Annotated in this window: 13 protein-coding genes and 1 tRNA gene; 5 read left to right on the forward strand and 9 right to left on the reverse strand. The window is 70.3% G+C overall.

Annotated features, from left to right (window positions below; translation table 11 throughout):
* Positions 1-39: 39 nt before the first annotated feature.
* On the reverse strand, positions 40-468 hold the full coding sequence (locus ABEG18_RS02355; protein WP_406856492.1) for a DUF4112 domain-containing protein: 429 nt from the start codon (positions 466-468) through the stop codon (positions 40-42).
* Positions 469-659: 191 nt separating this feature from the next.
* Positions 660-1016, reverse strand: a complete 357-nt coding sequence (locus ABEG18_RS02360; RefSeq protein ID WP_406856493.1) for a winged helix-turn-helix transcriptional regulator — start codon at positions 1014-1016, stop codon at positions 660-662.
* 224 nt (positions 1017-1240) lie between these two features.
* Between ABEG18_RS02360 and ABEG18_RS02365 the strand changes: the two genes are divergently transcribed.
* Positions 1241-1990: a nuclear transport factor 2 family protein gene (locus ABEG18_RS02365; protein WP_406856494.1), complete on the forward strand. Its 750-nt coding sequence runs from the start codon at positions 1241-1243 to the stop codon at positions 1988-1990.
* 91 nt (positions 1991-2081) lie between these two features.
* Positions 2082-3191, forward strand: a complete 1110-nt coding sequence (locus ABEG18_RS02370; protein ID WP_406856495.1) for an S-(hydroxymethyl)glutathione dehydrogenase/class III alcohol dehydrogenase — start codon at positions 2082-2084, stop codon at positions 3189-3191.
* Positions 3192-3532: 341 nt separating this feature from the next.
* On the opposite strand, the gene ABEG18_RS02375 is transcribed toward ABEG18_RS02370, so the two are convergent.
* The 4 genes from ABEG18_RS02375 to ABEG18_RS02390 all read right to left on the reverse strand — a co-directional run bounded on the left by ABEG18_RS02375 (position 3533) and on the right by ABEG18_RS02390 (position 9633).
* On the reverse strand, positions 3533-5173 hold the full coding sequence (locus ABEG18_RS02375) for a hypothetical protein (RefSeq protein ID WP_406856496.1): 1641 nt from the start codon (positions 5171-5173) through the stop codon (positions 3533-3535).
* 127 nt (positions 5174-5300) lie between these two features.
* On the reverse strand, positions 5301-5816 hold the full coding sequence (locus ABEG18_RS02380; protein ID WP_406856497.1) for a Spy/CpxP family protein refolding chaperone: 516 nt from the start codon (positions 5814-5816) through the stop codon (positions 5301-5303).
* A 119-nt stretch (positions 5817-5935) separates the two neighbouring features.
* A complete protein-coding gene (locus tag ABEG18_RS02385) occupies positions 5936-6406 on the reverse strand; it encodes a hypothetical protein (RefSeq protein ID WP_406856498.1) in 471 nt (156 codons plus the stop codon).
* 77 nt (positions 6407-6483) lie between these two features.
* The gene (locus ABEG18_RS02390; protein ID WP_406856499.1) at positions 6484-9633 is read right to left on the reverse strand and encodes an ATP-binding protein; all 3150 of its coding nucleotides are present in this window, start codon (positions 9631-9633) and stop codon (positions 6484-6486) included.
* Positions 9634-9896: 263 nt separating this feature from the next.
* Between ABEG18_RS02390 and ABEG18_RS02395 the strand changes: the two genes are divergently transcribed.
* From ABEG18_RS02395 to ABEG18_RS02405, 3 genes are all read left to right on the forward strand, one after another.
* On the forward strand, positions 9897-10349 hold the full coding sequence (locus ABEG18_RS02395; RefSeq protein ID WP_406856500.1) for a phasin: 453 nt from the start codon (positions 9897-9899) through the stop codon (positions 10347-10349).
* 158 nt (positions 10350-10507) lie between these two features.
* Positions 10508-11878, forward strand: a complete 1371-nt coding sequence (locus tag ABEG18_RS02400) for a phasin family protein (RefSeq protein ID WP_406856501.1) — start codon at positions 10508-10510, stop codon at positions 11876-11878.
* Between the two features lie 161 nt (positions 11879-12039).
* A tRNA-His gene (locus ABEG18_RS02405) sits at positions 12040-12116 on the forward strand.
* A 40-nt stretch (positions 12117-12156) separates the two neighbouring features.
* On the opposite strand, the gene ABEG18_RS02410 is transcribed toward ABEG18_RS02405, so the two are convergent.
* The 3 genes from ABEG18_RS02410 to ABEG18_RS02420 all read right to left on the reverse strand — a co-directional run bounded on the left by ABEG18_RS02410 (position 12157) and on the right by ABEG18_RS02420 (position 17380).
* Entirely contained in the window at positions 12157-13257 is a 1101-nt protein-coding gene (locus ABEG18_RS02410) for a tetratricopeptide repeat protein (protein ID WP_406856502.1), read from the reverse strand.
* A gap of 119 nt (positions 13258-13376) precedes the next feature.
* Positions 13377-16103 carry a bifunctional acetate--CoA ligase family protein/GNAT family N-acetyltransferase gene (locus tag ABEG18_RS02415; RefSeq protein ID WP_406856503.1) on the reverse strand — a complete coding sequence of 909 codons (2727 nt, stop codon included), beginning with the start codon at positions 16101-16103 and terminating at the stop codon, positions 13377-13379.
* Positions 16104-16225: 122 nt separating this feature from the next.
* Positions 16226-17380 (reverse strand): acyl-CoA dehydrogenase family protein, encoded by a 1155-nt coding sequence (locus ABEG18_RS02420; protein WP_406856504.1) that lies wholly within the window; start codon positions 17378-17380, stop codon positions 16226-16228.
* Between the last annotated feature and the right edge of the window lie 46 nt (positions 17381-17426).

Genomic DNA, 17426 nt, shown 5'->3' on the forward strand with positions numbered 1-17426 from the left:
AAATCGAAGAATCGTGCGGGGAGACGAGGGAGCGGGCTTTCAGCCCACGGTCTGGGCGCGGCGCCGCGGCGCGTGGGCGGCGGCGTCGTCGGCCAGGAAGGCGCGCAGCAGCGCCATGTTCTTCACATTGGCCCGGTAGAACACGTCGCCGAACCAGCCGACCACCGGCAGGGCGCTCAGCGCGGCGTCGAGGGCCACGTGTCCGACCATGCGCGCCAGCAGGGGTGCGGGCGCGCCGAGGCGTCGCGCCTCCCAGATCAGGTAGGCGGACACGCTTTTGGCGGCGAGGAGGCCGGCCCCCGGAACCAGGTTCAGCAACGCGTCGGCGCCGACCGTGATGCGAGTGCCGGGGATCCGCACGACGCTATCCAGCAGGCGCGCGATGGCGTCCAGCCGGCGCATGGCGTCGGTCGCGGAGCCTCGTTCAAAGGCTGGCGCATAGCCGCTGAGAGACGATGTGGAAAACATCCAAGACTCCCAAGAGCCGGGGCGAAGCCACGCCTGCGGCAGGTGGAAGAGTCCGACATCGCAGTCTCTTGGCGAGACTGCCAGAGGGGCCCGGACCCCGATAGACTGTCAGTTGGGAAGCCGGCCCGGGTTCCGCAAGATGCAGACCCGCTCGCCTGCAGGCTTTCCCCACGATGCGCCGGGCGTCGGATCTACCTGTCGGCCTGGTAGGCCGCGCGCGCCTTCAAGATCGTCTCGACGTTCGACTCGGCCCATGTCGCAAGCTGCATGACGACGGCGGCGAGCGTCTGGCCGAATGGCGTCAGAGCGTATTGCACCTTCACCGGCGACCCAGCCAGAACCGTCCGTGTGATGACGCCGTCGCGCTCCAGGTCGCGGAGCGCCTGCGTCAGAACCTTCTGCGAGATGCCGTCGAGCCCGCGCCGTAACTCGTTGAACCGGTAAGGCCGTTGCACAAGCAACCCGATCAGGAGCACCGTCCACTTGTCAGCGATGCGATCGAGGATCACGCGGGTCGGGCAGTTCTTCTGGTAAACGCTCCAAGACATGATCGCATTCCATGCAGGTTACTTACAGGTAACGTCGTTTCCTGAACCAAACTCATTTACTTCGTTCGTGGGGAAATGCAATTAAGGCCGTGTGTCTTGAGAATGCGTCATCGAAGCAATGGTGAGCATTCGTCGCCGGGTGGTCTGTGCGATCACGTCACCGGGAAGATACCAATGGTTGTATTTGGAGGTAGCACGTGACGCAAAGCGCCAAGGATCTCGTCGTGGCGGCGACGGGTAGATTGTTCAGTGAGCTGAATCCAGATCTCGTCGACCTTTATATCGGTCCTCGCTATATCCAGCATAATCCGGGAGTCGCGGACGGCGTCGAGGGCTTGAAGCGTCTGGCGAGCGATCTTGCGAAAGCGCCCGGTTTTTCCGTCACGAGGCACCGTGTCCTGTCCGACGGCGACCTTGTCGCCATGCATGTGACCTATCATGGGTTCGGGCCGACTCCGCTGGTCGCCTTCGATATCTTTCGGGTCGCCGACTCCCGTATCGTCGAGCACTGGGACGGTCTCGGGCCGCAAACTCCTCCCAACCCGTCGGGCCGGACCCAGACCGACGGGCCTACAACGGTCACGGACCTTGACAAGACGGCGGCCAACAGAAGGCTCGTGACGGCCTTCGTCAGCGACGTGCTGGTCGGCGGTCAGTTCGACCGCCTCACGACCTACATCAGCACGGAGGTCTATCACCAGCACAACTCCGCCATTGCGGACGGCTTGGACGGTCTCGGGGCCGCCATCGAGGCGCTCGGCAAGCAAGGCGTCCGGATGGAGTACTTCAAGCTCCATCGGGTGATCGCCGAGGGGAATTTCGTGCTCACCCAGTCGGAGGGCGCCTTCGGGGGCGAACCGACCGCCTACTACGACCTGTTTCGGGTCGAGAATGGCAAGATCGTCGAGCATTGGGACGTCATGCAGCCGATCGCGCCGGCGTCGCAGGCGCAACACGCCAACGGACCTTTCTGATCGCGGACAAAGGCCAGAGCGGACGTTTGGTCCGCTCTGGCCTTCCCGCCGCCGCACGATATTCTCCGGCCTATACAACCGGAGATTGTTCATGAAGACCCGCGCCGCCGTCGCCTTCGCCGCCAACAAGCCTCTCGAGATCGTGGAGCTGGATCTGGAGGGCCCGAAAGCCGGCGAGGTCCTCATCGAAGTGAAGGCGACCGGCATCTGCCACACGGACGCCTACACGCTCTCGGGCGCCGATCCGGAGGGCCTCTTCCCGGCCGTGCTCGGCCATGAGGGCGCGGGCGTGGTGGTGGATTGCGGCCCCGGCGTCTCGTCGCTGCGCAAGGGCGACCACGTCATCCCGCTCTACACTCCCGAGTGCCGAGAGTGCGAGTACTGCCTCTCGCGCAAGACCAACCTGTGCCAGAAGATCCGCACCACCCAGGGCCGCGGATTGATGCCGGACGGCTCCAGCCGGTTCAGGTTCGAGGGCAAGCCCGTGCTGCACTACATGGGCACGTCCACCTTCTCCAACTACATCGTCGTGCCCGAGATCGCGGTGGCGAAAATCCGGCCCGACGCGCCCTTCGACAAGGTCTGCTACATCGGCTGCGGCGTCACCACCGGCATCGGCGCGGTGATCTGGACCGCCAAGGTGGAGGCCGGCGCGCGTGCGGTGGTGTTCGGGCTCGGCGGCATCGGCCTCAACGTCATCCAGGGTCTGCGGCTCGTCGGCGCCGAGCAGATCGTCGGCGTGGACGTGAACCCGTCCAAAAAGGAGCTCGCGACCAAGTTCGGCATGACCGACTTCGTCAACCCCAAGGAGGTCGGGGGCGACCTCGTCGCCCACCTGGTCGAGCTCACCAAGGGCGGAGCGGACTACTCGTTCGACTGCACCGGCAACGTGAACGTCATGCGCCAGGCGCTGGAATGCTGCCACAAGGGCTGGGGCCAGTCGATCATCATCGGCGTCGCGCCGGCCGGCGCCGAGATCGCCACGCGCCCGTTCCAGCTCGTCACCGGCCGCGTCTGGAAAGGCTCCGCCTTCGGCGGCGCCCGCGGCCGCACCGACGTGCCGCGCATCGTCGACTGGTACATGGACGGCAAGATCAACATCGACGACCTGATCACCCACACGATGCCGCTGGAGCGCATCAACGAGGGCTTCGACCTCATGCACGAAGGCAAGTCGATCCGCTCGGTGGTGATCTACTGACAAGCGAGAAAGGCCCTCGCTCCCGCGAGGACCTTTGAAATTCCACATCGTCGAATGTCGCAACGCCCCTCATCCTGAGGAGCAGACCCACTTGGGTCTGCGTCTCGAAGGACGAGGGGTCCAGAAAGCTCGCCGTTCGTGCGCTCTGGAGTCCCTCGTCCTTCGAGACACATCGCCAAGAGGCGATGTCCCTCAGGATGAGGGGCGTGTGCGTGGAAGCAACACAGTTTTTAAGCTCGCCATCCCTCCGCCGTCATCCCTGGGCTTGACCCGGGGATCCACGCGCCGGGCTCCGGCGGGATGGCCGGGGCGAGCCCGGCCACCTCGGCAAGCGGCAGCCCTTACAGGTTCTTCGCGTTGCCGGCCGCGATCGTGTAGCGGCGGCCGTTGCCGTCCTCGTCCGCGAAGGTGGCGACGTTGCCGGAGACGTCCACCGTGTAGCAGGTCTCCTCGTCGTCCTCCGGGTACTCCTCGCAGATCTTCTCGCCCTTGATGGCCCACTTGCCGACCGTGATCTCGTCGTCGACGAGCTGCTTCACGGCGCCCTTCTTGTCATAGAACCACACGCCGGCGTCGCCATCGGCGTTCTTGCCCGACACGGTGTTGCCGATCACGGCGTTCAGCGCCGCCAGGCCGGTGAGCTTGCCGGCGGCCGGGGCCGCCTGCGCGACCTTGGGGGCCGGTGCGGCGGACGGCGCCGCTGCCGCGCCCGCTTTCGGGGCCGGCGCAGCCGCGCCTTCCGACACGGCCGTGATCGCCAGGCGCTGCACCACCGCCATGGGATCGCCCAAGGCGGCGGCTTCCACCAGCGAGAGCGGGCCGGCCTTCGGCTTCGCCGTCACGGTGAGGCTCTTGGGGTTGGAGACGAACGCCGCGACGGCCGCCCCCGTGGAGGCCGCGGAGGCGGTTCCGCCCAGCAGCGCCGGGATGATCTGGCCCGCCATGCCGGCCGTCTCGGCCTGGAAAGCGGCCATGGACTTGTTCTGCGAGGCCGCCGCGAAGGCGAGCGCCTTCTCGACGCCGCCGCCGTTGACGACGCGGACGGTGAGGCCCGAGAACGCCAGGCTCATGGCGGCCGCGGTCCGCTGCGCCTTGTCGCCGGTGAACAGCACCGGCTCGACGCCGGCGAGTTCCGCCTTCAGGCCCACCGAGCCAAGTTGCGCCAGCGACAGCGTGATGTCGTCGGCCGAGTAGGTCTTGGCGGCCGTGTCGTAGGTTCCGCTGAACGTCATGCCCATTTCGAGCTGCGACAGACCGGCGCCCTTGAGGCTCGTGGCGAGCTCCGAAGCCGGGGCCGGCTGGATCACGAGGCTGCGCAGCGCGAAGGCCGTCTTGGTCGGGATGTCGCCCGCATAGGAGGCGTCCAGGCTCATGGAGCCGAGCTTGACCCGGGTGAGGTTGCCGCCGGCGGCGTCCTTGGGGGTCTTGGAATCCGGCACGCTGCCTTCGAAGCCGTCGAACGCGATGCGGTCGATCTTCAGCGCGCCATCCGCGAATTGGCCGGTCTCGGCCGCCGCCATGAGATGCGAGAGATCGAGGCCGTCGACCGTCAGGCCGTTGATGGCCAGCTTGCCGTCGCCCTGCTCGTTCCTGAATGTGCTTTCCGCGCCCGTGAAGCTGAGCCGCGCGATGCGGCCGCTGTCCACGCCGCGGGCCTCCAGGCCCTTCACGACGAAGCGCTGGTCCTTGGCTTCGCTCACCACGTCGCCCAGCGACAGGCGGGCGGCCTTGGCCTTTTTGGCGATGGCGCGCTTCTCGGCCGCGGGCGCATCCTTGTTGAACAGCTTGGCGAGCTCGTCGCGCGTGAGGTTGGTGTCCGTCGCCTCGACCTTGGAGAGCGTCAGCGCGCCGCCTTCGGGCGTCGCGATCGTCAGCGGGTCAAGCGACACCGTCTGGGCAAGCGCCGGCGCGGATGCGCCGAGCAGGAGCGCGAGCGCAAGAGCGCGGAGGCCGCGGCTCGGCGGAGCGTAGAGCGAAATCATGAAACGCCTCTCTGATGTTCGGCCCACTGAATTTCGCCGAAGTCGAAGAGGCAGTAATCGCATCAGATTAAAAACAAGTTCGCTCCCGGCGAACGACGTCGGGAGCGTTGCTCGTTTCAGCGCGCAATCAACGCCAATTCCACCAGTGACGGTGGCCGCCGCCTTCGCCCCGGCCTGGAGCCATCCAGCGCAGCGAGTCGCGCTGCTTGTCGTCCAGCTTGGCGTAGAGGGCGTCGAAGGGCGGCCTCACCGTCCGCAGGGCGTCGAGCCCCGCCGCCATGCGCTTCTCGGCGAGCGCGAGCCGTCCGGGTGGCGTGCGGTCGGCGCGTTCGGCCGCGGTGGGGCAGCCCGCCTTGAGCTTGCCTTCGGCATCGCCCATGGCCTTGCGCAGCGTCTCGAAATCCGCCTTCTGGGCGTCGGTGGGCTTCAGCGCGGCTTCCAGCCGGCCGGCCATGCGCGGCGCGATCGCCTCCGACGAGGCGCAGAACCGCTCGCCCATCATGCCGCCCATGCGCCCGCCAGGCCCGCCCCAGCCAGGGCCCATCCCCATTCCCATGCCCTGGGCGGCTGCGGCGGTCAGCCCGCCGGCCAGAAGGATGGCGGCGACGCCGCCCATGATGACCGTGTTCCGTCTGTTCGCCATGATGATGCCTCCTCTGGGAGCTCGGGTCCGTGCGGGACCTTGGCTGAGACGATCAGATCATGGCCGACCTCACGCGAGGCTGGCCGCAGGATGAACTTTCGGCAATGCGGGCGCGCGCGTCAGCAGATGTTGTTGGGGCAGATCCGGCCCGGGATGGTGTTGATGCGCGGGTCCGGCGCCTGGATCGGGTTTGGAATCGCGTCCCGCCGCATGTTCTGGCGGCTGATCGCGTCGAGCCGGTGTTCCTGGCTCGGGATGGGCCGGCCGTCCACCCGCGAGGGCTGCGGACCGGGAACCGGCTCGATGGGCGTGAGCGTGCCCGGCCGCCGGCGCACCGGCGCGGTCTTGTAGATGGCGCTGCGGTCGCCGGACTTCACCCGGCGGCTGCGATGCGCGATCTCGCCGTCGACGCAGTCGCGATAACCCGGCTGGCCCCATGTGCATTCGCGGGCGGAGGCGGGCTCGGCCCATGGCAGGGCGAGAGCCGCTCCCAGCACCATGGCGCCCAGCCGCGGCGCCCAGCGGCGCGCTCCCTCGCGGACTTCGCGTCGTCCCACCCACTGCTTGCCCACGACCAGTCCTCCATCCACGTCAGGCCTGCGCGACAACGTGCGGCCGGAAAGGGGGATCCGCCCAGCGTCGACCGGCCGCGGCGCGGCCTGCGCTCCTATTCGGACAGGACGCGGGTGGTCGGGAAGGTCACTTCCACGAGCGTGCCTGAGTCCTTCTCGGAGCGGATGGTCAGCGCCGCCCGGTTCGCCTCCACGAGCGCCTTGGTGAGCGGCAGGCCCAGCCCCGTGCCTCCGGCGCGCCGCGCGGTCGAGACCTGCCGGAACGGCTCCAACGCGGTCTCGATCTCCTTCTCGGTCATGCCGATGCCGGTGTCGCGGACCCGGAGGGCCACCTCGCCCCGGTCCGTGAAGGCGGTCGAGACGATCACCTGCCCGCCCGGATCGGTGAACTTCACCGCATTCGACAGGATGTTGAGCACGATCTGGCGCAGCGACCGCTCGTCCGCCACCACATGGGGGAGACGCTGGCTCAGGCTGGTGCGCAGCACCACCCGGCCCGCGCCGGCCTGCGGCTGCATCATGGCGACCGACCGGCTCACGATCTCGTTCGCGTCGACGCTGATGAAGTTGAGGTCGAAACGCCCGGCCTCGATCTTGGAGAGGTCGAGGAGGTCATTGACCAGGCTGATCACGTGCCCGCCCGAGGCGTGGATGTCGCGCAGATATTCCAGGTAGCGCTCGTTGCCGATCGGCCCGAAGCGCTCCTCGATCATCACCTCGGCGAAGCCGATGATGGCGGACAGCGGCGTGCGCACCTCGTGGCTGATCTTGGCCAGGAAGTCGGACTTCTGGGCGCTGGCGTGCTCGGCCGCGCGCTTGGCCTCCAGCAGGTCGCTTTCGGCCTTCTTCCACGGCGTGATGTCGCGCAGCACGGCGCAAAACTTGCGGTCGGGAAGGTCGCTGATCGCGCCCAGGGTCATGAACAGCGGGATGCGGCCGCCCTGGCGCACGCGTCCGACCACCTCGCGGCCGTCATTCAGCACGCTCGCCACGCCGTTGGCCTTCAGGCCCTCGAGATAGTCGAGCGCCAGAGCGTGGCTGTCGGGCGCGAACAGCGTGATGAAGGTCTCGCCCGCCACCTCGTTCTGGTCGTAGCCGAACAGCGCCTCGCCGGCGCGGTTGAGGGACAGCACGCGTCCGGCCTCGTCGATGACGATCACCCCGTCCGTCGCGGTGTCCAGGATGGCGCGCAGCTCGCGCGCCTCGCCCATGCGGCGCTTCAGGTCGAGCTCCATCGCCTTGACCTTGGGCAGCGCCGCCCCGTCGATGGCGCGCCTGAACGACATCAGGGTGGCGGGCAGGCCATCCCAGACGATCGACTGCAGCCGGGCGTCGACCTCCACGCCCTCGCCCTCGCGGGTGGCCAGCACGACGGCGGACCCCTCCGGCAGGGTCGCCAGGCTGTCGGCGGGCCTGCCGAGGAACAGCTTGCTCATGCCGCCTTCGGCGTGGAAGGCGTCGATGTCCTCATAGCCGAGCACGTCGAGAAGCGTGCGGTTCATCACGATCGGCACGTCGCCCCGGCTGACCAGGATGCCCACCGGGATGCGGTCGAAGATGGTCTCCGCGTTGCGCGCCAGATCGGACAGCTCGGGCCCGGACGGGGCCGGGTCGGCGCGGGGAGGCTCGACCAGAGCCGCGCTCTCCGGCTCCGCCGCGGCGAAGAGATCCGGTTCGTCCGGCTCGGGTGCGGGGAGCGCGGCGTCGGCGGCCAAAGCCGCCTCATGCTCATGCGCCGCCATCTCCGCGCTCGTGGGTTCAGGGCCGGAACTGTCGATGACAGCCTCGTCGTCCGGTTCGGGCGCGGCGGGCGTCGCAACAGCGCCGACCGGCGGCGAGGCCGGCAGGGGTTCGGGCTCCTGCGTCTGCGTCTCGTCGCCCTCCACCCGCGCGCCGAGGGCGCGGGCGATCTCGCGGAACGCGTGGCGCTCGCTCCGGCTCAACCCTGGAGCGCCGAGCGCCGGGTCCGGCGCCCGGACGATGCCGGTGCGCAGCGGCACCACCTTGCCGGTCCCGAGCGTGGCGTGGGCCGAACCGCTGACCACGAAGGGCATGGGCGCCGTGCGCGGCGGCCGTGGGGCGGCGTGGGACGCCTCAGGGGCGGGAGGCGGCGGAGCGGGAGCGTCGTCCTGGCCAGGGTCGCCCTCGACTGCCGGCGCGGCGCCTTTCTGCGCCTCGTCGGCAGCGTCCTTCTCGGGAGCGGCCTCGACCGGGGGCGCGGGCGGATCCTCGACGCTGCGCGCCGCCGCATTGTCGGCGGCCGGGCCCGTCAGCGAAAGGATGTCGCGCGGCGCCTCCGCAGGCGCAATCGCCGGCGGGGGCGTTTCGACGGGCGCCGCGGCCTCGTCCATGGAAGCGGGCGCGGCGGCGGGCTCCGCCGGCGGCGCGCTCAGCGGCGCAAGGGTATCCAGGTGGATTACTCCGAAGCCGCGATAGCCCATGAAGCCGCGGTCGCGATCGAAGGTCGGAACGCCCGAGAGCGCCACGACGACGCCTTCGCGGTCCGCCCCGGCGACCGGCCAGATCACGTCCACCCCGGTGAAGGTCTGCCCGCGTCCCAGCGCGGCGGCGAAGTCCGCGCAGCCGCCCTCGACGCCATGGCGGTCGAGCGCGCCGAAATCGTCGCCGGCTTTCGGCGCATGAGCGTCGCCGACAGCCCGGGCGAAGTCCGCCGAGATGTCCTCCAGGCGGTGCTGGCCGTCGGTCCGCCAGGTGAAGCGCGCCAGGCTGCGACCGCCGAACCGGGCCCGCAGGGCCGCGGCGTCGACCCGCGCCGGCGCCTGGACTCCGGCCGGGGCAGGCACCCGGGCGAAGGCCGGCGGCGTCAGCGCGGAGCGCGGCGCGCGCCAGCCGGCGGCCCGGACCGGGCCGTTCATGGCGATGGCCACGAGCACGGGTTCGCCGTCCGCCAGCGTGGCGCGGCGGCAGGCGAAGGTGGCCAGCTCGATCCTGCGCCCCACGGTGAGCCGGAGCCTCTCCAGCCGCGCGCCGCTTTCCGGCGCGGCGCCGCGGGCGAGCTCGGCGAAGCGCTCCACCGGAAAGCTGCGGGGATCCAGAACGGCGGCCGTCAGCTCGGCGGGGTCGCGAAAGCCGAACAGCGCCGCGCCGGTCGCGGTGGCCCACAGCACGCGGTCGCCCCCGCCGGCGAGCACGACCACGGCCTGGCCCCGCTCGTCGAGCGCGGCCAATTCCTGATCGACGGCGGCCCGATCCGCGCGCGCCCCCTGGTCGGCGATGTCCGACAAGCCTGGACCTCTTCCCTTGCGCAGGCTTCAGCCCGCTCTCATATCCCTAACAACCCCTTAATATAATGTCGTTCGGGCGGTCAGGTCCAACCCGGCGGCGCTCCTGGATGCAAGGGATTGGCGACAGCGTTAATGTCGCAGGAAGTGCTTGACGATTGTGCAATGCAGCATTATGTGTGCAGTGCACAATCCAAGACCGCCACGCGAACAGGAGCCTCGCCGTGGTGGGATCCGCATCATGGCTCCGCGTGAGGATACGCGCCATGGCGCAGGGCCCGATCAACTACGAAATCCCCAACGAGATGCGCGACTTCGCCGAGAAGAGCGTCGAGCAGGCCAAGAAGGCCTTCGACGGCTTCCTGGGCGCCGCCAACAAGGCCGTCTCGACCGCCGAGAACCAGGCGACCACCGTTCAGAGCACCGGCAAGGACATCGCCACCAAGGCGATCGGCTATGCTGAGCAGAATGTCGGCGCCGCTTTCGAGCTGGCCCAGAAGCTCGTCCGCGCCAAGGACGTGCAGGAAGTCATGCAGCACCAGAGCGAGTTCATGAAGGCGCAGATCGCGGCCCTCCAGAGCCAGCTCCAGGATCTCGGCGCGACCATGCAGTCGACGGTCCAGAAGGCCGCGACCGAGGCTCAGGCCAACTTCCAGAAGGCCACGGCCGACGCCCAGGCGACGGTGCAGAAGGCCGCCGAAGGCATGAAGCGCAAGTAAAGAGCGTTCCGCGTACCGGGGCGGCGTCGCCGTCCCGGAACCTGCTGCCAGGGGCGGCTCGGGAGCGCGACTCCCGCCAGGGAGCTTGGCTCCCAGGGAATTGGCGGCCCCATCCGGCCACGGCGCAAGTCCGTGGCGTCGAAGGATAGAGGTCCACCATGCCAGCAACCGACAAGCCGCGCGCCAAGGGCGCCAGCTCCGATCAGAACGCCCCCGCCAAGAAGCCCGTCGCCACCGTGAAGCCGGCCGCTCCGGCTCCGCTGTTCGACAGCAAGCCCGCCGCGCAGCCCGCGCCCGTCGCCTCGGCGTCCGTGCCCAAGAGCGAAGCGCCAGCGCCCAAGAGCGAGGCGTCCGCGCCCAAGAGCGATGCGCCAGCGCCCAAGAGCGAAGCGCCCGTCGCGGCCGAGCCGGCCTCCGTGAAGCCGGCCCCCGCCGTCAAGCCGAGCCCGCTCGCCGTGAAGCCCTCCACGCCCGTCGTCCCGGCCAGCCGGCTCCAGCCCAAGGCCGCCGCGCCCGCCAAGGCGCAGGCCCCCGTCGTGGCCAAGCCCACGGCTCCGGCGCCCGAGCCCAAACCCGTCCATGCGCCCTCGGTCGCGAAAGCGCCCGAGTCCGTCAAGACCCCGGAATCCGCCATGCCCGTGACCAAGACCGAAGCCAAGGCGCCCGTCGCAGCCGCCGCCGCGAAGCCGGCCGCCGTCAAGGCGCCGCCCGCCAAGCCCGTCGTCGCCCAGCCCGTCGTCGCCAAGCCCGTCGCCTCCAAGCCCGTCGTAACCAAGCCCGTCATCGCCAAGGCGTCGCCGGCCAAGCCTGCGCCCGCCGCCTCCGCCAAGCCCGCGGCTCCCGGCAGGGCCGCCGCCAAGGTCGCGGCCGCGGCGCACGCCGTGTCGGGTCCGGCCGCCAAGCCGGTGATCCCGGTGGCGCTCGAGGCCGGCGTGTCCCCGGCGGCCGTCGCCGCTCCGGCGACCGCGAAGGTCGAGGTCGCCGCCGAGGCGGTCAAGGCCGCCGTCAGCAAGCCGGCCGCGCCCGCAGCCGCGCCGTCGAAGCCCGCCCCGTCCTCGCCTGACGTGCTGGCCGCCTTCGAAGCCGTGATGGAGCCCTTCAAGGCCGTCGCGCCGCAATTCGCCTCCTTCATGCCGGGCAGGCTGCCGGGCTCCATGCAGGACATGGCCGCCAAGCAGATGGGCCAGGCCCGCAGCGCCTATGCGAGCTTCCAGTCCAACGCCGACGCCGTGAAGGCCGGCATGGAGACGAGCGGGCAGGCCGCCGCGAAGGGCATGAAGGCCTTCTCGGACACGCTGCTGCAGGCGATGCAGACGAACGCCGACGCCACCCTTGGCTACTTCAAGGCGATGTCGGGCGTCCGCTCGCTCTCGGAGGCGGTCGAGCTGCAGGCCACGCACGCGCGCCGCTCGTTCGAGGCCGTGACCGCGCAGGCCAAGGCCCTGACCGAGATCGCCAACCGCACCGCCAGCGACGCGGCGTCGCCCGTCAAGGACGCCCTGGGCGGCTCCCGCCGCTCCAGCTCCTGAGCCCTGGCCCAAGCCTCGCGTCGGCGCGCAAGCTTCGCGCCGGCGCGCCCGACCGCGCCTGACGCGTCTCGCGGGGGGACGCCGGGACCCGCTCGCAGGCCGGAAATCACGGCTTGAAATCCCCGCGCAATCGGCCTAGGTATCGCGCCGCACGCGAATATGCAGCTGTAGCTCAGTTGGTTAGAGCGCTAGATTGTGGATCTAGAGGTCCCCCGTTCGAGCCGGGGCAGCTGTACCATCGCGGATCGGGCCAGGCGTTCTCTCGCCGGCCCTGACCCTCACGCCCCGTCGGCCGCGGCCTCGTCCGGCCGCCGCGCCGCGGCGATCTCCATTCGGCACAGCAGCATGTAGCGCCTGGCCTGCGCCAGGTCCTCCCGGCTCGGCTGGTTGCGGATCAGCTCCTCCCACAACGCCAGCCCCTCGGGGAAGCGGCGCATATGGGTCATCAGAAGCGCGAGGTTGAAGCGGGAATCGGAGTGGGACGGGTCCGTCTCCAGCGCCGCCCGGTAATAGCGCTCCGCCTCGTCATTGGCGTTGCGGATGCTGGCCAGCACCCCGAGGTTGAAATAGGCGTCCACATAGTCCGGGTCGCGCGCCAGGGCGGTCTGGTAGGCGATCATCGCCTCCGCCTCGCGGCCCTGGGCGTAGAGCAGATTGGCGAGGTTGAAGGGCAGGACGGGGTCCCACCGGTCGATCCGCGCCGCGGTGCGGTAGAGCCCCTCGGCCCGGGCGAGGTCGCCTTCCGCCTCGAAGGTCTCGGCCGCCTCGGCGAGGTCCGCCACGCGCACCGGGCTCTCCCCGAGGTCGAGCGTCAGCTGGCCGTCGAAGGTCGTCAGATGCGGCGCCCGGCCCAGCGCCAGATCGCCCCAGGGCGCCTCCGAGACCCGCGCCTCGCTGAGGCGCAGGCCGCGCCGCCGCAGCGCGCTTCCGGCGTTCAAGAGGGCCTCCATCTCGACGCCGGCGCCGAGCAGGCGAGCCGCCTCACGGGCGGAGGCCAGGTCGCGGAAACCGAACCGCCCCTCCACGGGGTCGAGCAGGTCGAACAGCGACAGGCGCTGCACCTCGTCCTCGCTGAGCCTCGCGTGCCGGGCGAGGTCCTTCGCCTCCCAGGTGCGCATGTCCGTGTCCGGGCCAGGCCCGAGCCCCAGCGCCCGGCGCAGCGAGAACTCGCTCACCAGCGTGAACACCTGCCCCAGATCGGCGATGTCGTCGGTCTCGATCGAGGCCACGCTATGGGCCAGCACGATATGGGTGGTGGAGGCGCCCACCCGCCGGGCGACCCGGCCTCCCGCTCTTTCCACCAGGCCCGAGACCTGCCGGAGAGTGAGGCCGTCTAGGCGGCCGTGGATATGCAGGGTTGCGCCAGCCAGTGCTTGCATCTGCTGATCCTGCCTCGGTCCGGACGAATCAGCCAGCGCTCAGACCGCCGTCTTCCCCGCCATCCACAATCGAGACTAAGGATCGCGCGCCGCTTCGCAACGTCTTTCGGGGCCGCCGGTCAGGCGGCTGCCGGCGCCGGATCGGGGACGCGCGTGAGATCCAGCACGGCCGTCTTGATGTCCCGGTCGTCCGGGTCCGCATGGGCCTCGAAGCCCAGCGCGGCGCACATCGCCAGCATGGTGGTGTTCTCGCGCAGGATCTGGCCGTGCACGCTCTTCAGCCCGTCGGCCTTGGCGTAGTCGATCATCAGCCGCATCAGCGCCCAGCCGAGCCCGCGGCCCTTCAGGTCCGAGCGCAGCAGGATGGCGTATTCCCCGGTGTCGTGATTCGCGTCCGAGTGCAGGCGCACGACGCCCAGGAGTTCGCCGGTCTTGCGGTCCAGCGCCGCGAACGCGATGGCGCGGGCGTAATCGAGCTGCGTGAGCCGGGCCACGAAGGCGTGGCTGAAGTCCTTCACCTTGGCGAAGAAGCGCAGCCGCAGGTCCTCCGGGGTCACCTTCTGGAAGAAGTCGGCGTAGAGCGGCTCGTCCTCGGGGCGAACCGGGCGCACGAAGACGCGCCAGTCGTCCTTGAGGGTCAGCTCGCGCTCCCACTCCTTGGGGTAGGGGCGGATCGCGAAGCGCGGGTTCAGCGCGGTCCGGCGCTGGCCGGCCGGCGAGGCCTCCACCCCGATCCGCGCGTCCAGGGCGATGCAGCCGCTCTCGTCGGCGATCAGCGGGTTGAGGTCGAGCTCGCGGATCTCGGGCACGTCGGCCGAGAGCTGCGCCAGCTTCACCAGCGTCAGCGCCACCGCGTCCACGTCGGCGGGCGGCACGTCCCGGTAGCCGCGCAGCAGCCTGGAGACGCGGGTGCGGCCGATCAGCGTGTGCGCCAGCGTCAGGTCCAGCGGCGGCAGCGCCAGCGACTTGTCGTTGATCACCTCCACGGCCGTGCCGCCGCGCCCGAAGGCCACCACCGGCCCGAAGGTCGGGTCGTCGGCGAGGCCGGCGATCAGCTCGCGCCCGCGCGGCCGGTAGATCATCGGCTGCACGGTGACGCCGTCGAGGGTCGCGTCCGGGCGGACCTGCGCGACATGCGCCAGCATGGTCCTGGCCGCTTCCACTACGGCGCTCTCGCTGCTGAGGTTTAACACCACGCCGCCCACGTCCGACTTATGCGCGATCTGCTGCGACAGGATCTTGATCGCCACGGCGGATCCGCTCGCCAGGAACGAGGCGGCCAGGCGGCCGGCCTCCTCCGGCGTAGCGGCCAGCCTCACCGGCGCGACCGGGATCTGGTAGGCCTCCAGGACGCCCGTCACGGCGACCGGGTCGAGCCAGCGCTCGCCTCTTTCCAGCGCCGCGCGCACATGCCGTCGGGCGGCCTCCATGTCGGGCGAGAAATCCTCCGGAAGGCTCGGCGGCATCTCCATGATGAGGTCCTGCGCCTTGCGGTAGTCGACCAGATGCATGATGCCGCGCACCGCGTCGGCCTCGCTCGAATAGTTCGGGATCCGCGCCGCCTCGAAGATCTCCTGCGATTCGGTCCGGTCGCCGAGCCAGACGGCGAAGACGGGCTTGGGCTTGAAGCTGCCGGAGCGGTGCGCCTTCACGACGTCCGCGACGCTCTGCGCCGCGGCGCGGCTGGACACCAGTGCGGTCGGGCAGTTCATCGCCAGCACGGCGTCGACGCCGTCGTCCCGCAGCATCGCCTCGAGAGCGCGCGCATAGCGGGCCGCGTCGGCGTCGCCGATGATGTCGACGGGGTTGGCGTGGGACCAGCCGGGCGGCAGCGAGGCGTCGAGCGCCTGCATGGTCGCCTGCGTCAGCGTGGCGAGTTGGCCGCCGAGGTCGACGAGCCGGTCGACCGCCAGCACGCCGATGCCTCCGCCATTGGTCAGCACGCCGATCCGGTCGCCCCGGAACGGGCCCACGCGCGACAGCGTCTCGGCCGCGGCGAAGAGCTCGTCGAGGTCGTAGACGCGCAGCAGGCCCGCGCGCCGGAACGCCGCCTCGTAGACGGCGTCCGATCCCGCCAGCGCGCCCGTGTGCGAATGCGCGGCCCTGGCCCCGGCCTTGTGCCGGCCGGACTTGACCACCACCACCGGCTTGGTGCGCGCGGCGGCCCGCGCCGCCGACATGAACTTGCGGGCGTCGTTGATGGATTCGACATAGAGCAGGATCGCCCGCGTGCCGCGGTCCTGGGCGAAGAAGTCGAGGCAGTCCCCGAAGTCGACGTCGATCTTGTCGCCAAGCGACACGATGCCGGAGAACCCGACCCCGCGTTCCCCGGCCCATTCGATGAGCGAGGCCGCGATCGCGCCCGACTGCGAGATCAGCGCCAGGTCGCCTTTCAGGGCGGGGCGGGCGGCGAAGCTGGCGTCGAAGCGGGCGGCCGGCGCGATCACGCCGAGGCAGTTCGGCCCGACGATGCGCAGCCCGCTGCGGCGCGCCGACGCCTTGATGCGATCCTCCGCCGAGCCTGGGCCGCGGTCGAAGCCGGCGGTGATGATCACCGCCGCGCAGGCCCCGATGCGGCCCGCCTCGTCGACGATGTCGGGCACGGCGGCGGCCGGCGCGGCGATCACCACGACGTCGGGCGGGGAGGGCAGGTCCGACAGAGACGGGACGCAGGCCAGCCCCTCGATGCTGCGGTGCTTCGGATTGACCAGGTGCAGCGGCCCCTCGAACCCGGCCGCGAGCAGGTTCTTCAGCACCGCCCGCCCCAGCGAACCCTCCCGGGGGCTCGCCCCCACCAGGGCGATCGAATGGGGGGCGAACAGGTTCTCGAGACGATAGGTGCTCATCGGGGGCTCCAATCCGGGCCTGAGGGCCTGCGGCCCTGAGTCGAGGACACGCTAGGGCGGCGGCCCCCTCCCTGGCGCTGCGCTATCGCAATGCACAATGAAACGACCGCGCCGCCGGAAGGTCACAGGTTCCGCAGCGTCTCGCGCGCGATGATGAGGCGCTGGATCTCCGACGTTCCCTCATAGATGCGGGTTATGCGCGCGTCCCGGGCCAGGCGCTCGACCGGGTAGTCCCGGATGTAGCCCGCCCCGCCATGGAGCTGCACCGCCGTGTCCGTCGCCCGGTGCGCGGCCTCCGAGGCGAAGAGCTTGGCCATGGAGGCCTCCTTGGCGAAGGGCTCGCCCCGGTCCTTCTTCGCCGCGGCGTTGAGGATCAGCAGGCGCGAGGCCTCGATGTCGGTCTCCCGGTCGGCGATCATCCACTGCACGCCCTGGAACTCGGCGATGGCCTGCCCGAACTGGCGGCGGTCGCGCACATGCGCCTTGGCGGCGTCCATGGCGGCCCGCGCGATGCCGAGCGACAGGGCGGCGACGCCGATGCGCCCGCCCGCGAGCTCGGCGACCGCGATGCGGAACCCATCGTTCTCGCGGCCCATGAGGGCGCTCGCCGGAACGCGGCAGCCCTCGAACGACACCGTGTTGGTGGAGGATCCGTGCTGGCCGGTCTTGCGCTCCGCCTTGCCGATCACGAGGCCCGGGGTCCCGGCCTCCACCAGGAAGCACGAAACGCCCTTGCCCTTGGGACGCTCCGGGTCCGTCACCGCCCACACGACGAAGACCCCCGCATACTCGGCCGACGAGATGTAGATCTTCTCGCCGTCGAGCACATAGGCATCGCCGTCGCGCCGCGCGCGGGTGCGCATGCCGGCGGGGTCGGATCCGGCCCCGCTCTCGGTCAGGCAGAAGGCCCCGGCCGGATAGCTCCCGTCGGCGAGGCGCGGCAGATAGCGCCGCTTTTGCTCCTCGCTGCCGACCGCCTGAATGACCTCGCCCACCATGTTGGTGACCGAGACCCCGACCGTGGTGGCCGCGCAGGCGTAGCCCAGCGCCTCGATGGCGAGCGCGAAGGCCACCGTGCCGGCGCCCGTCCCGCCATAGTCGGGCCTGACGTTGATGGCCATGAATCCGTTCTCGGCCAGGGCCCTGAGATTGGCGAGCAGCTCCGCGCGCCCCTCGCCGCGGTCCAGCGCGTCGGCGACGGGCGCCAGCCGCTCGGCCGCCAGCCGCTGGGCGGCGTCGCGGATCATCTCTTCCTCGTCCGTGAAGGCGAACAGCATCGGTCGACGTCTCCAGGAGCTTCGCCCGGAGGCTAGCATCCCGCGC

This window comes from Alsobacter sp. KACC 23698 (assembly GCF_045348435.1).
Taxonomy (GTDB): domain Bacteria; phylum Pseudomonadota; class Alphaproteobacteria; order Rhizobiales; family Beijerinckiaceae; genus Alsobacter.